This window comes from Streptomyces sp. V3I8, assembly GCF_030817535.1.
Taxonomy (GTDB): domain Bacteria; phylum Actinomycetota; class Actinomycetes; order Streptomycetales; family Streptomycetaceae; genus Streptomyces.
Map to the genome: position 1 here is coordinate 6,485,323 of NZ_JAUSZL010000002.1, position 13,527 is coordinate 6,498,849.

Annotated in this window: 13 protein-coding genes; 7 read left to right on the forward strand and 6 right to left on the reverse strand. The window is 74.3% G+C overall.

The window, feature by feature from the left end; all coding sequences use genetic code 11:
- The first annotated feature begins 178 nt into the window (after positions 1–178).
- The 6 genes from trpC to lgt all read left to right on the forward strand — a co-directional run bounded on the left by trpC (position 179) and on the right by lgt (position 5,482).
- Positions 179–988, forward strand: coding sequence for an indole-3-glycerol phosphate synthase TrpC (gene trpC, locus QFZ75_RS28600; protein ID WP_307541417.1), 810 nt, complete (start codon positions 179–181; stop codon positions 986–988).
- Positions 989–999: 11 nt separating this feature from the next.
- Positions 1,000–1,290, forward strand: a complete 291-nt coding sequence (trpM, locus tag QFZ75_RS28605; RefSeq protein ID WP_307541419.1) for a tryptophan biosynthesis modulator TrpM — start codon at positions 1,000–1,002, stop codon at positions 1,288–1,290.
- 120 nt (positions 1,291–1,410) lie between these two features.
- The gene (gene trpB / locus QFZ75_RS28610; RefSeq protein WP_307541421.1) at positions 1,411–2,703 is read left to right on the forward strand and encodes a tryptophan synthase subunit beta; all 1,293 of its coding nucleotides are present in this window, start codon (positions 1,411–1,413) and stop codon (positions 2,701–2,703) included.
- Positions 2,700–3,518: a tryptophan synthase subunit alpha gene (gene trpA, locus QFZ75_RS28615; RefSeq protein ID WP_307541423.1), complete on the forward strand. Its 819-nt coding sequence runs from the start codon at positions 2,700–2,702 to the stop codon at positions 3,516–3,518. The genes trpB and trpA overlap by 4 nt, the downstream gene beginning before the upstream one ends.
- Before the next feature lie 78 nt (positions 3,519–3,596).
- Positions 3,597–4,370: a thioredoxin domain-containing protein gene (locus QFZ75_RS28620; RefSeq protein ID WP_307541424.1), complete on the forward strand. Its 774-nt coding sequence runs from the start codon at positions 3,597–3,599 to the stop codon at positions 4,368–4,370.
- An 83-nt stretch (positions 4,371–4,453) separates the two neighbouring features.
- Positions 4,454–5,482 carry a prolipoprotein diacylglyceryl transferase gene (lgt, locus tag QFZ75_RS28625; protein ID WP_307541426.1) on the forward strand — a complete coding sequence of 343 codons (1,029 nt, stop codon included), beginning with the start codon at positions 4,454–4,456 and terminating at the stop codon, positions 5,480–5,482.
- Between the two features lie 68 nt (positions 5,483–5,550).
- Here the strand turns inward: lgt and QFZ75_RS28630 are convergent, their stop codons facing one another.
- The 6 genes from QFZ75_RS28630 to QFZ75_RS28655 all read right to left on the reverse strand — a co-directional run bounded on the left by QFZ75_RS28630 (position 5,551) and on the right by QFZ75_RS28655 (position 12,507).
- Complete coding sequence (locus tag QFZ75_RS28630) at positions 5,551–6,369, reverse strand: CoA ester lyase (RefSeq protein WP_307544854.1); 819 nt, start codon at positions 6,367–6,369, stop codon at positions 5,551–5,553.
- 62 nt (positions 6,370–6,431) lie between these two features.
- Positions 6,432–7,667, reverse strand: coding sequence for a CaiB/BaiF CoA-transferase family protein (locus QFZ75_RS28635; protein WP_307541428.1), 1,236 nt, complete (start codon positions 7,665–7,667; stop codon positions 6,432–6,434).
- Positions 7,664–9,106, reverse strand: coding sequence for an ADP-ribosylglycohydrolase family protein (locus tag QFZ75_RS28640; RefSeq protein ID WP_307541429.1), 1,443 nt, complete (start codon positions 9,104–9,106; stop codon positions 7,664–7,666). The genes QFZ75_RS28635 and QFZ75_RS28640 overlap by 4 nt, the downstream gene beginning before the upstream one ends.
- Positions 9,103–10,254: an ADP-ribosylglycohydrolase family protein gene (locus tag QFZ75_RS28645; protein ID WP_307541430.1), complete on the reverse strand. Its 1,152-nt coding sequence runs from the start codon at positions 10,252–10,254 to the stop codon at positions 9,103–9,105. Before QFZ75_RS28645 ends, QFZ75_RS28640 begins: the two co-directional genes overlap by 4 nt.
- Positions 10,255–10,261: 7 nt before the next feature.
- Positions 10,262–11,503, reverse strand: a complete 1,242-nt coding sequence (locus QFZ75_RS28650) for an ADP-ribosylglycohydrolase family protein (protein ID WP_373465958.1) — start codon at positions 11,501–11,503, stop codon at positions 10,262–10,264.
- Positions 11,500–12,507 carry an ADP-ribosylglycohydrolase family protein gene (locus tag QFZ75_RS28655; RefSeq protein WP_307541432.1) on the reverse strand — a complete coding sequence of 336 codons (1,008 nt, stop codon included), beginning with the start codon at positions 12,505–12,507 and terminating at the stop codon, positions 11,500–11,502. Before QFZ75_RS28655 ends, QFZ75_RS28650 begins: the two co-directional genes overlap by 4 nt.
- 273 nt (positions 12,508–12,780) lie before the next feature.
- On the opposite strand from QFZ75_RS28655, the gene QFZ75_RS28660 reads away from it, so the two are divergent.
- On the forward strand, positions 12,781–13,512 hold the full coding sequence (locus QFZ75_RS28660; RefSeq protein WP_307541434.1) for a VIT1/CCC1 transporter family protein: 732 nt from the start codon (positions 12,781–12,783) through the stop codon (positions 13,510–13,512).
- Positions 13,513–13,527 lie beyond the last annotated feature (15 nt).

Genomic DNA, 13,527 nt, shown 5'->3' on the forward strand with positions numbered 1-13,527 from the left:
CAATCGGTGAACGTCCAGGTAGTGGGACCGGTGTCGACCGATGTGAGGCCCGGGCCCTCCTGCGGATACCATCGCAGTGACCACCGGTCACGCCCACGGCGGCAGGACCGGGTCGACCGGAACAGCTCCACCGCAGAACCGCTGCAACCGTTCACCGTCAGGGAAGGGGGCCGCTCGCGTGAGTGTGCTCGACGAGATCATCGACGGAGTCCGTGCCGACCTCGCGGAGCGGCAGGCGCGCGTCAGCCTCGACGAGCTCAAGGAACGCGCCGCGAAGGCCCGGCCCGCCAAGGACGGTGTCGCGGCCCTGCGCGGCGACGGCGTCAAGGTCATCTGCGAGGTCAAGCGCTCCAGCCCCTCCAAGGGCGCCCTCGCCGCGATCGCCGACCCCGCCGCCCTCGCCGCGGACTACGAGGCGGGCGGCGCGGCCGTCATCTCCGTGCTCACCGAGCAGCGCCGCTTCGGCGGCTCGCTGGCCGACCTGGAGGCCGTCCGGGCCCGGGTCGACATCCCGGTGCTGCGCAAGGACTTCATCGTCACGTCGTACCAGCTGTGGGAGGCCCGGGCCTACGGCGCCGACCTCGCGCTGCTGATCGTGGCCGCCCTCGACCAGCCCGCCCTGGAGTCCCTCATCGAGCGCGCCGGGTCCATCGGGCTCACGGCGCTCGTCGAGGTCCACGACGAGGACGAGGTCGACCGGGCGGTGGACGCCGGCGCGAAGGTCATCGGCGTCAACGCGCGCAACCTCAAGGACCTCAAGGTCGACCGCGGCACCTTCGAGCGCGTCGCCCCCGAGATCCCCGCCCACATCGTGAAGATCGCCGAGTCCGGTGTCCGCGGCCCGCACGACCTCATCGCCTACGCCAACGCCGGAGCCGACGCCGTGCTGGTCGGGGAGTCCCTGGTGACCGGCCGCGACCCGAAGACCGCCGTCTCCGACCTGGTCGCCGCCGGCGCGCACCCCGCGCTGCGGCACGGACGGGGCTGACACCCTTCGCGATGAGCGCCGACCGCATCCCCGCCGCGACCACCCGTCCGGGCACCCGCCCCGACGGCGGTCCGGCGTGCGTGCGGCCCGCCGCCGCGGGCGTCACGACGTCCCCCGGCCCCTACGCCCGGCTCGCCCGCGGCTGCCGTCCGCGCGGCTGCCGGGCGCCCGCGCGGCGCGTGCACGGACGCCGGGTGCGGTACGTCATCGGGGACGAGCCCGGCCAGGTGAACGGCATGCGATGGCGCAGGCGCGCACGCGCCGCCACCACCGCCACCACGGGCCTCCGCCCCGCCTCCTGAACCGTCCTCCGGCAGGGGTGCGGGCCGGTTTCCGGCTGTCGCGGCGAGGAGTGCCGCGCGGCGCGTCCGAGACCGTCATCCGACCTGTCGACCGGGGCCACGCCCCTGCGAGGTAACCGCATGTCCAGCGAGTTCTTCATTCCCGACCCCGAGGGTCACGTCCCCAGCGCCGAGGGGTACTTCGGCGCGTTCGGCGGAAAGTTCATCCCGGAGGCGCTGGTCGCCGCCGTGGACGAGGTCGCCGTCGAGTACGACAAGGCGAAGTCCGACCCGGAGTTCGCCCGCGAACTGGACGACCTGCTCGCCCACTACACCGGCCGGCCCAGCTCCCTCACCGAGGTCCCGCGTTTCGCCGGGCACGCCGGCGGCGCCCGGGTGTTCCTCAAGCGGGAGGACCTCAACCACACCGGGTCCCACAAGATCAACAACGTGCTCGGGCAGGCCCTGCTCACCCGGCGCATGGGCAAGACCCGCGTCATCGCCGAGACCGGCGCCGGCCAGCACGGCGTCGCCACCGCCACCGCCTGCGCGCTGTTCGGTCTCGAATGCACCATCTACATGGGTGAGATCGACACGCAGCGCCAGGCACTCAACGTGGCCCGGATGCGCATGCTCGGCGCCGAGGTCGTCGCCGTGAAGTCCGGCAGCCGCACCCTGAAGGACGCCATCAACGAGGCGTTCCGCGACTGGGTCGCCAACGTCGACCGCACCCACTACCTGTTCGGCACGGTCGCGGGCCCGCACCCCTTCCCGGCGATGGTCCGCGACTTCCACCGCGTCATCGGCGTCGAGGCCCGCCGCCAGATCCTGGAGCGCGCCGGCCGCCTCCCCGACGCGGCCGTGGCCTGCGTCGGCGGCGGTTCGAACGCCATCGGCCTCTTCCACGCCTTCATCCCGGACGCGGACGTGCGCCTCATCGGCTGCGAGCCCGCCGGCCACGGCATCGGGACCGGTGAGCACGCGGCCACCCTGACCGCGGGCGAGCCCGGCATCCTGCACGGCTCCCGGTCGTACGTCCTGCAGGACGACGAGGGCCAGATCACCGAGCCCTACTCGATCTCCGCCGGACTCGACTACCCGGGCATCGGCCCCGAGCACGCCTACCTCAAGGACAGCGGCCGCGGCGAGTACCGGGCCGTCACCGACGACGCGGCCATGCAGGCCCTGCGCCTGCTCTCCCGCACCGAGGGCATCATCCCGGCCATCGAGAGCGCCCACGCGCTCGCCGGGGCCCTGGAGGTCGGCAGGGAGCTCGGCCCGGACGGGCTGATCGTCGTCAACCTCTCCGGCCGCGGGGACAAGGACATGGACACGGCCGCCCGCTACTTCGGCCTGTACGAGACCGAGGCGGACGCCGTCGTCGAGGCGGACGCCGACAGCGACCGCGCCGAGATCGAGGGGGACGCCAAGTGAGCGGCAACGTACAGCTGTTGAGCGACACGCTCGCCGGAGCCAAGGCGCAGGGGCGGTCCGCCCTCATCGCGTACCTCCCCGCGGGCTTCCCGACCGTCGACGGCGGGATCGCGGCGGCCAAGGCCGTCTTCGAGGGCGGCGCGGACGTCGTCGAGATCGGACTGCCGCACAGCGACCCCGTCCTCGACGGCCCGGTCATCCAGACCGCCGACGACATCGCCCTGCGCGGCGGCGTCCGGATCGCGGACGTGATGCGCACGGTCCGCGAGGCGTACGAGGCCACCGGCAGACCCGTCCTCGTGATGACGTACTGGAACCCGATCGACCGCTACGGCGTGGAGCGCTTCACCGCCGAAATGGCCGAGGCGGGCGGCGCCGGCTGCATCCTGCCGGACCTCCCCGTCCAGGAGTCGGCGCTGTGGCGCGAGCACGCCGACAAGCACGGTCTCGCGACCGTCTTCGTCGTCGCCCCCAGCAGCAAGGACGCCCGGCTCGCCGACATCACCGCGGCGGGCTCCGGCTTCGTGTACGCGGCCTCGCTGATGGGCGTCACCGGCACCCGCGAGTCCGTGGGCAACCAGGCGCAGGACCTCGTCCGGCGCACCAAGGCCACCACCGACCTGCCGGTCTGCGTCGGCCTCGGCGTCTCGAACGCCGTACAGGCGCGCGAGGTCGCGGGCTTCGCCGACGGCGTCATCGTCGGCTCGGCGTTCGTGAAACTGATGCTGGACGCCCCCGACGAGGCCGCGGGCCTGGACGCCGTACGCGCCCTCGCCGCCGACCTCGCCGAGGGGGTACGCGGCGCACATCCGTGAGGAACGATCCGGTCACTCGAACGGGTGGACCTGGGGCCGGGGAGGCGCGATGCGCCTCCCCGGTTCGTTCTGCGGGATGTGAGCGAGAAGAACCGTGAGGGAAAGCGCACCGCCCGTGAGCGGCTGGCGCAGGAGCGAGACAAGCAGAAGACGGCGGACAGGCGCCGCCGGGTCCTGGTGGTGGGCGGGGCGGTCGTCGGCGTGCTGGCCCTGGCAGCGGTGATCGGCGTGGTGGCGGCGAACTCCGGCAAGGACGGGGCGGACACCGCGGGCCCGCTGACGGCGCCCTCGGGGGCCAACGGGGACGACAGCCTCTCCATCCCCGTCGGCAAGGAGGGCGCGAGGTCGACCCTCACCGTGTGGGAGGACTTCCGCTGTCCGGCCTGCAAGGGCTTCGAGGACGGGTACCGCTCGACGATCAACGAGCTGACGGGCGCCGGACAGCTCAAGGTCGAGTACCACCTGGCGACCCTGATCGACGGGAACATGGGAGGCAGCGGTTCCGTGCACGCGGCCAACGCCGCGGCCTGCGCCCAGGACGCCGGGAAGTTCCCCGAGTACCACGACGTCCTGTTCGAGAACCAGCCCGCCGAGACGGACGACGCGTACGCGAAGAACAGCAGGCTGATCGAGCTGGCCGGCAAGGTCGACGGACTCACCACCGGCACGTTCGAGAAGTGCGTCGAGGACGGCACGCACAACAGCTGGGTCGCCAAGTCCCACCAGGCCTTCCAGAAGGGCGGCTTCAGCGGCACCCCGACGGTCCTGCTGAACGGGAAGAACATCTACCAGGACCGGTCGATGACCCCGGCGAAGCTGAAGCAGATGGTGCAGCGGGCGGACAAGGGGTGAGCGGGCCGGCCGGTCTCGTTATGGACCCGTAGCCCGGGCGCGCTGCCGTACGCGGCGCCCGGCAGGGTAGCGTCGACCACGCCATGGAACTTGCCTATATCCCCAGCCCCTCGCGCGGTGTGCTGCACCTCGGCCCCATTCCGCTGCGTGGCTACGCGTTCTGCATCATCATCGGCGTCTTCGTGGCCGTCTGGCTCGGCAACAAGCGGTGGATCGCGCGCGGTGGCCGGCCCGGCACCGTGGCGGACATCGCCGTGTGGGCCGTGCCGTTCGGTCTCGTCGGCGGGCGGCTCTACCACGTCATCACCGACTACCAGCTGTACTTCAGCGAGGGTCAGGACTGGGTCGACGCCTTCAAGATCTGGGAGGGCGGCCTCGGTATCTGGGGCGCCATCGCGCTCGGCGCGGTGGGCGCCTGGATCGGCTGCCGCCGCCGTGGCATCCCGCTGCCGGCGTGGGCCGACGCCCTCGCGCCCGGCATCGCCCTCGCGCAGGCCATCGGCCGCTGGGGCAACTGGTTCAACCAGGAGCTGTACGGGCGTGAGACGGACCTGCCCTGGGCGCTGCACATCACGTCCGTGACGGACGGCCGGGAGCCCGGCTACTACCACCCGACGTTCCTGTACGAGTCGCTGTGGTGCATCGGTGTCGCGGTCCTGGTCATCTGGGCCGACCGCCGCTTCCGGCTCGGCCACGGGCGGGCCTTCGCGCTGTACGTCGCCGCGTACTGCGTGGGCCGCTTCTGGATCGAGTACATGCGGGTCGACGAGGCCCACCACTTCCTGGGCCTGCGCCTGAACGGCTGGACCGCGATCGTGGTCTTCCTCCTCGCCGTGCTCTACATCGTGCTGTCGGCGCGGCGCAGGCCGGGCCGCGAGGAGGTCGTCGAGCCGGGCGCCCCGGACGGCGACACCGACGAGGACGGCACCGCGACCGCCGACTCCGACGGGAAGAAGACGGACACCGAGGCAGCAGCCGAGGCCGGCACCAAGACCGCGGTCAAGACGGACACGAAGACGGACACCAAGGCCGAAACCAAGACGGACACCAAGGCCGAGGCGGAGGACAAGGTGGAGGTGAAGGACGAGGCCGAGTCGGCCAAGAAGTCCTGATCCCACGCGTACGCGGAAGGGGGCGCCCCGGCTCTTGGGGGCGCCCCCTTCCGCGTACCCGGCGCTCCCTAGGCGCGGCGGGCCAGGGCCAGGGTGCGGCGGGCCCCCGCCACCACGGCCCTGTCGACGAAGCGGCCGTCGGGGAGCGCCTGGGCGCCGGCGCGGCCGGCCGCCGCCTCGAGGACCGACTCGGCCCGCTCGATCTCCTGCGCCGTCGGCAGGTAGGCGGCCTCGATCACCGGGAGCTGGCGGGGATGGACGGCCGCGCGGCCGAAGAATCCGAGGGCGCGCCCGTGGGCGCAGGACGCGGCCAGCCCGGCGAGGTCGCGCACGTCGGGGTGGACGGACTGCGGCGGCGGGGCGAGACCGGCCGCGCGGGCGGCCACGACCACGCGTGAGCGCGCCCAGTCGAGGCCCGCGTCGTCGCGTACGCCCAGGTCGGCGCGGAGGTCGGCCTCGCCGAGCGCGATACCGCGCAGGGCGGGGTGGGCCGCGGCGACGGCGTAGGCGTGCTCGACGGCCAGGGCCGATTCCAGCAGGGCGTACAGGGGTGGGCGCGGGGCGGCGGCCGCCGTGCGGCGGACCTGGGCGGGGGAGGAGACCTTCGGCAGGCGCAGGCCCCCAAGGGCCGGGAGCGCGGCGAGGACGCGCAGGTCGGCCGCGTACTGCGGGTCGTCCGGGGCGTTGACCCGGACGTGGACCGGGACCGGGGGCGGCTCGGCGAGGAGGTCCGCGGTGGCGGCGCGGGCGTACTCCTTGCGGTCGGGGGCGACCGCGTCCTCCAGGTCGACGACGACCACGTCGGCGCCGGCGGCCAGGGCCTTCGCCACCACCTCGGGGCGGTCGCCGGGAACGTACAGCCAGGTCAGCGGGACGACCGCCGGCACGTCGGCGCGGTCGGCGCGGTCCGTGTGATCGGTGCGGTCCGTGACGCCGGGGGCCTGTGTCGTCACAGGGCGCCCTCCGTCCGGAGCTTGGCGATGTCGGCCTCCGTCAGGCCGAGTTCGGTGAGGACCGCGTCCGTGTCGGCGCCGTGCGGCCGGCCGGCCCAGCGGATCCCGCCGGGGGTGTCGGTGAGGCGGAAGAGGACGTTCTGCATGCGCAGCGGGCCCAGTTCGGGGTCCTCGACGGTGGTGATCGTGCCGAGGGCCGCGTACTGCGGGTCGTCCATGACGTCCCGGACGTTCTGGACGGGGGCGACCGCCGCCTCCGCCTTCTCGAAGGCGCCGATGACGTCGGCACGGGTGTGCCGGGCGATCCAGGAGCCGACCGCCTCGTCCAGGACGTCGTTGTGGCGGGCCCGGTCCGCGCCCGTGGCGAACCACGGTTCGGTGATCAGGTCGGGGCGGCCGACCAGGCGCATCACGCGTTCCGCGACGGACTGGGCGGACGTCGAGACGGCGACCCAGGTGCCGTCGGCGGTGCGGTAGGTGTTGCGCGGCGCGTTGTTCTGCGAGCGGTTGCCGGTGCGGGGCTGGACGTGGCCCAGCTGGTCGTACCAGAGCGGCTGCGGGCCGAGGACGGTGAGGATCGGTTCGATGATGGCCATGTCCACGACCTGTCCGCGGCCCGTGCGGTCGCGGGCCGCCAGGGCCGTCATGACCGCGTACGCCGTGGCGAGGCCCGCGATGGAGTCGGCGAGGCCGAAGGGCGGCAGGGTGGGCGGGGCGTCCGGCTCGCCGGTCATCGCGGCGAACCCGCTCATCGCCTCGGCCAGGGTGCCGAAGCCGGGGCGGCGCGCGTAGGGGCCGAACTGGCCGAAGCCGGTGACCCGGGCGAGCACCAGCCGGGGGTTCACGGCGGAGAGTTCCTCCCAGCCGAGGTCCCACTTCTCCAGCGTGCCCGGCCGGAAGTTCTCGACGACCACGTCGGCGGAGGCGGCGAGGCGCAGCAGGGTCTCGCGGCCGCCGTACGTGGACAGGTCCAGGGTCATCGTGCGTTTGTTGCGGCCGAGGAGTTTCCACCACAGGCCGATGCCGTCCTTCGACGGGCCGTGACCGCGGGACGGGTCGGGCCGCCGGGGGTGCTCGATCTTGACGACCTCGGCGCCGAAGTCGCCGAGCATCGTGGCGGCGAGGGGGCCGGCGAAGAGGGTCGCGAGGTCGAGGACGCGGAGGCCGTCGAGGGGGGCCGGGGCCGCAGCGGCGGGAGGTGCGGCGGGAGAGGGGGTGGTGGCGGGGGTCATGGGTGCGGGGCCTCCAGGGGGCCGGGGCGGGCGGCCGGCCGGGGGTGCGGTCGGGCGGCCGTACGGGCCGTCAGGTGGGCGAGGGCGTCGAAGCCGGTGCCGTCGAAGTCGCCGACGGACGTGGCCAGACGGTTCTTCAGGGGGGCCGTCCAGCGGGGCGGGAGCGCTTCCGGGGCGCCCGCGAGCAGGCCCGCGACCGAGCCGGCCGTCGCGCCGTTCGAGTCGGTGTCCCAACCGCCGGACACCGCACGGCAGACGGAGGCGGTGAAGTCGCCGTCCGCGTGGGTGAGGGCGGCGGCGAGCAGGGCCGTGTTGGGGATGGCGTGGACCCAGTGGTAGGCGCGGTGGGTGGCGTGCAGTTCGTCCACGACCCGGTCGAAGTCCCGCTGCTCCGCGGCGAGCCGGATGCCGTGGTGGACCGCTCGGGCCAGCCGGGAGGCCGGGGGGACGACGGTGAGACCGGTGCGCAGGCAGGTGTGGATGTCGCTCGTGCCGGTGGCCGCCTCGGCGATGACGGCCGCCGTGAACATCGCCGCGTAGACGCCGTTGGCGGTGTGGGTGAGGACGGCGTCCCGGTACGCCTGTTCCGCGGCGGCCGCGGGGGCGCCGGGGTTGGTCCAGCCGTGGACGTCCGCGCGGATCAGGGCGCCGATCCACTCGCGGAACGGGTTGCGGTGGCGGGCCGTGTGCGGGGGTTCGACACCGTCGAGGAGGTTGCGGTAGGCGACGCGTTCCGCGGTGAAGGTGCGGCCCGCGGGAAGTTCGTCGAGCCAGAGGCGGGCCACGTCCGTGGTGGTGAAGTCCCTGCCGTGGCGTTGCAGCAGCAGAAGGTTGAGGAGGGGGTAGTTGAGGTCGTCGTCCTCCGGCATGCCGTCGATGTTCTCGGCGAGGGAGGTGGCGGCGGAACGGCGGTTCCAGGGGTACGCGGCCTTCAGCTCCCGGGGCAGGCCCCGTTCGGTGAACCAGGTGCTGAGGGGCCAGTTGCCGGTGGCCCGGGCCAGCCGGCGGATGCCGGTCAGCGGGAGCTTCTCCACCGGCTTGCCCAGGAGGCAGCCCGCGGCCCTGCCCAGCCAGGCGGCTTCCAGGGCGGATTCTTCCCCCGTCCCGCCCCTTCCCGTGGGCGAGGGCTCCGCCCCCGCCCCAGGCGCGGTCGGCCAGGCCGGGCACAGGGCCCGGATGCCGGCGAGGTCCGTCGGCTCGCTGTCCTCCAGACCACTGGGCAGGTCCGCCAGTTCGTCCAGGAGGTCCCGGGCCAGGGACCTCAGGTAGGGGGAGGCCGGAGTGGGGGAGGCGCCCGCCCGGAGTGGGGCCTGCGGGCCGGCCGCCGTGCGCCAGCGGGCCTCGACCGCCGACGGCTCGCGGCCGTCCTGGCCCGCCTGGTGCAGTTCGTGGCCCAGCAGGTCCTCGGGCTGGACCCAGGTCAGGCGCAGGGACGTCATGACAGCTCCGCGTACGCCGTCTCGTGGGCGCGGCGGCGGGCGACGTCCCGGGCGAAGATCTCGCGGGCCACCTCCGTGAGCGTCCTCGCCGGGGCCCGCAGGTCCAGACGGCTGGCCTCCGCCACCGTCTTCGCCCAGCCGGACGGGATCTCCGAGCCCAGGGCGCCCGCGAGGGCGCCGGACATCGTGGCGATGGAGTCGCAGTCGCGGCCGTAGTTCACCGAGCCCAGCACCGCGTGCCGGTAGTCGCCGCGCGCGACCAGCAGCATGGCGAGCGCGACGGGCAGTTCCTCGACGGAGTGGACGCGGGAGGGGCGGCGGGCGCCCAGGGACGGGCTGCGGTAGTCCGGGCCGACCGTGTCGTACGGGGTGACCGCCTCGCGCAGCGGGCGCAGCGCCGACTCGAAGTCCGAGTACCGCGTCGCCGTGTCGCAGACCGTCTCGATCGCGGCCCGGGTGCCGTCCTTGGCCACGGCGAGGCAGGCCGCGACCACCGAGTCCGGGGTGGCGCCCGGGGCGCAGGCCGCCGCCACGGCCGCCGCGAAGACTCCGGCCGCCTCGCGCCCGTACGACGACTGGTGGGCGCCCGCGACGTCGAGGGCCTCGGCGTACGCGCCCGCCGGGTTCGCCGCGTTGACCAGGCCGACCGGGGCCATGTACATCGCGGCCCCGCAGTTGACGATGTTGCCGGTGCCTGCTTCGCGCGGGTCCACGTGGCCGTAGTGGAGGCGGGCCACCAGCCACTTCTCGGCGAGGAAGATCCGCTGCAGGGGCAGGGCGTCCGCCTCGAGTTCCGGGATCCACCGGGGCGTCGTCATCAGGTCCGGCACCAGGTGCCCGGCGACGGCGTACGCGTCCAGGTGGTCGCGGACCGCCGCGTACACCCGGACCAGCGCGTGCGTCATCAAGGTGTCGTCGGTGACGTGCCCGTCGCCCTTGTGGTACGGGGCCAGGGGGCGGGCCGTGCGCCAGTCGTCGCCGTGCCAGGGGCCGACGACGCCGTGGACGCGTCCGCCGTGGCGTTCGAGGATCTGGTCGGGGGAGTAGCCCTCCACGGGGCCGCCGAGCGCGTCGCCGACCGCGGCGCCGACGAGTGCTCCGGTGATCCGCTCGTCGAGGGTTCCCGTTTCTGCTGTTCTGGGCGTCATGACCGGATCATCCCCCCGCGGGGACCCGTTCCGTCGTCGCCTCCAGCAGCTCGGCGAGTCCGATCAGGTCCGTGCCGGTCAGCCGGGGCAGCGCGCAGCCGGAGAGGGTGCGGCAGGCGTCGCGCCAGGCGGCGGGGATCGCCGCGCCGCCGCCGAGCGCGCCGGTCAGCGCGCCGGCCAGGGCCGGGGCCGAGTCCGCGACCCGGGACAGACACGCCGCCGCGGGCACCGCCTCCGCGATCCGGCCGTGCGCCGCGACGGCGAGGGCGAGGGCGACCGGGACGGTCTCGGCGGCGGCGATGCCGTAGCTGTAGACGTGGTCGACGATCTGGTGCTCCAGGAGGGGGACGAGACCGAAGGCGCCCTCCCCCGCCGCCGTGAAGGCGCGGGCGAGCGCGAGGGCGTGGCGGGTGTTGCGGCCGATCTCCGTGGCCTCCGGGAGTTCGGCGAGGGCCGCCGCCGCGCAGTCGTCCACGTCGGCGCCACCCAGTGCGAGCGCCACGGCCGCCGCCATCGCGCGGGCGCCGTGCACGCCGTCGCCGTCCTGGGTGTAGCGGGCGTCGAACTCGGCGAGTTCCGCGGCGGCGGCGGGTTCTCCCGCGTGGGCGACCGCCAGGACACAGGCCCGTACACAGGCCGCGTCGTCGAAGTAGTGGGGGTTGTCGTGGCCCGAGGCGGGCGGGCGCAGGCCGGTGGCGAGGTTGCCGAGGCCGGCCCGTACGGAGATGCGGGCGCGCAGGGGCAGGACCGCCGACTCGACCTCGGGGGCGCGGTCCGCCGCGGCGGCGACCTCGCTAGCGATCGCGTTCCAGGAGAGGTCGATCGCCGCGCGCATGCGGCGGTCCCTGCTCAGGTCGCCCAGGGTGGCGGCGTCCGCGGCCCGCAGGACGGCCTCCGCTGCGAAGGCCGCCCACTCGGCGTCGTCCGAGGGGCCGAGCCGGAGGGGCTCGGGCGGCTGGTTCAGGGCGATGGGGACCGGGAGGGTGGTGGTGGCGTTCTGTTCGGCGAAGGTGTCCAGTTCGCGGGTGAGGCGTCTGGTCCATTCGGGCATGCGGGTCGCTCTGTGCCTGGCGGCGGGCCAGCCGGCGGCGTCGCCGGCCGCCAGGCCGAGGAGGAGGCCCTCGATGCGGCGTGGGGGTGCCGGGTGTTTTGTCGGGTGCGGGTGCGGGTGCGTCGTGGCTCGGCGCGCAGTTCCCCGCGCCCCTGACGGGGCGCCTGACGGGGGGTCTTCCAGTAGGTCTGGGGTCATCGGGGGTCCTCGTTCGGGGTCAGGAGGTCTGCCACGTCCTGGATGTGGTGGCCTCGCATGGAGGGGAGGCAGGTCCCCTTGGCGGGGCCGATCGCCGCCCTCCAGGCGGACGGGATCGCGGCGGCGCCGCGCGTGGCGCCGGCCAGGGCGCCCGCCACCGCCGCCGTGGTGTCGGCGTCGCGGCCCATGTTGACCGCCGTGAGGACCGCCTCCTCGAAGTCGCCGTCGGCGGCCGTGTACGCGCCGAAGGCCAGCGCCACGGCCTCGGGGGCCAGGTCCGTCCAGGGGTAGCCGCCGATGACGACCGCCGAGCGGACCGCGCGTTCGCCGCGGTGGGCGCAGGCCGCGGCCCGGCGCAGGGAGCGGGCCGTCCAGGAGTCGTCGGGGACGACGGCCAGCGCGGAGGCGACCACCACGGGCGGGGGCGCCCCGGCCATCGCCGCGGCGACGCCCGCCGCGACGGCCTGGCCGCCGTAGATCCCCTCGCCGTCGTGGCTGACCGACCCGTCGATCGCCACCAGCCGGGCCGCCTCCGCGGGGCGGCCCGCCGCGAAGACCCCGAAGGGGGCCGCCCGCATGGCGAGGCCGTCGCTCCAGGCGTGCCGGTGCTGGGCGGAGATGGGGGCCGCGAGCCCCCGGCGCAGGTTCTCCAGCGTGCCCCGCTCGCTGAAGCCCGCGCCGCGGAACGGCCCCTCGTCGCGGTCCGCGATCCACTCGTGCCAGGCCGCCTCCACGTGCGCGACCGTGAGCGCCGAACCGTGCCGGGCCAGCAGCAGGCCCGAGAAGATCGCGTACTCGGTGTCGTCGGTGCCGGCCGGGTGCTCGGCCACGTATCCCGTGATACGGCCCCAGCGTGCGCGGATCTCTGACGGCTTCATGTTCTCGGCCGGCGCCCCGAGCGCGTCCCCCACGGCGAGCCCCAGCAGGGCGCCGCGCGCCCGTTCGCGCAGGACGGCGGCGTCCCCGGGCGCCGGTACCGGCGGGACGCAGGCGATGGAAGCCATGGCGGTGCCTCTCCGTCGCGGGGCTCCTGGCGATCGGGAGCCCCTTTGCGCATGTGTCCCCACCCGGAGGTCCACCGGAGCCTCACACGCCCCGGTGTCACCCGGTCGACATCTGTGCGCAGGTCACCACGGATGAGCGAAGGGGGGCATCGGTGCAGGTAAGTACGGCCTTCCTTGCTGGCGGACGCGGAATGAGAGGCGTAACTTGGACGTTGTCCAAAAGTGGAAGCACTCGAATGAGTGCTCCGGTCGAGCATCCTGGGGGATCTCCGCATGGCCATCATCGAGACCGAGGCGGCGCTGCACGAGGCGCACCGCGACAACCACACCCACCGGGACGTCAACGGCGGGTGGCTGCGTCCGGCCGTCTTCGGCGCGATGGACGGCCTCGTCTCCAACCTGGCGCTGATGACCGGCGTGGCGGGCGGCGACGTCTCCCACCGGACCGTCGTCATCACCGGACTCGCGGGCCTGGCCGCCGGTGCCTTCTCCATGGCCGCCGGCGAGTACACCTCCGTCGCCTCGCAGCGCGAACTCGTCGAGGCCGAACTCGACGTCGAGCGACGGGAGTTGAAGAAGCATCCGCAGGACGAGGAGCGCGAGCTCGCCCTGCTGTACGAGGCTCGCGGCGTCGACAGCGCCCTCGCCGGTGAGGTCGCCCGGCAGCTGTCCAGGGACCCGGAGCAGGCGCTCGAGATCCACGCGCGCGAAGAGCTGGGCATCGACCCCGGCGACCTGCCCTCCCCGGGCGTCGCCGCCGTGTCGAGCTTCGGCGCGTTCGCCCTGGGGGCCCTGCTCCCCGTCCTGCCGTACCTGCTGGGGGCGACCACCCTGTGGCCCGCCCTGCTGCTCGCGTTCGTCGGACTCTTCGCCTGCGGCGCGATCGTGGCCAAGGTGACCGCCAGGTCCTGGTGGTTCAGCGGGCTCCGGCAGCTCGTGCTGGGCGGTGCCGCCGCCGGTGTGACGTACGCCCTGGGCGGTTTGTTCGGAACGGCCGTAGGATGACCGGCACCGCCTGGT

Bases quoted from the DNA above. Each gene is read 5' to 3' on its own strand.
- QFZ75_RS28650 (WP_373465958.1), bottom strand. From the start codon at position 11,503: ATGACCCCAGACCTACTGGAAGACCCCCCGTCAGGCGCCCCGTCAGGG.
- QFZ75_RS28635 (WP_307541428.1), bottom strand. From the start codon at position 7,667: ATGACCCCCGCCACCACCCCCTCTCCCGCCGCACCTCCCGCCGCTGCG.
- trpM (WP_307541419.1), top strand. From the start codon at position 1,000: ATGAGCGCCGACCGCATCCCCGCCGCGACCACCCGTCCGGGCACCCGC.
- QFZ75_RS28655 (WP_307541432.1), bottom strand. From the start codon at position 12,507: ATGGCTTCCATCGCCTGCGTCCCGCCGGTACCGGCGCCCGGGGACGCC.
- QFZ75_RS28640 (WP_307541429.1), bottom strand. From the start codon at position 9,106: ATGACGTCCCTGCGCCTGACCTGGGTCCAGCCCGAGGACCTGCTGGGC.
- trpB (WP_307541421.1), top strand. From the start codon at position 1,411: ATGTCCAGCGAGTTCTTCATTCCCGACCCCGAGGGTCACGTCCCCAGC.
- lgt (WP_307541426.1), top strand. From the start codon at position 4,454: ATGGAACTTGCCTATATCCCCAGCCCCTCGCGCGGTGTGCTGCACCTC.
- QFZ75_RS28645 (WP_307541430.1), bottom strand. From the start codon at position 10,254: ATGACGCCCAGAACAGCAGAAACGGGAACCCTCGACGAGCGGATCACC.
- QFZ75_RS28660 (WP_307541434.1), top strand. From the start codon at position 12,781: ATGGCCATCATCGAGACCGAGGCGGCGCTGCACGAGGCGCACCGCGAC.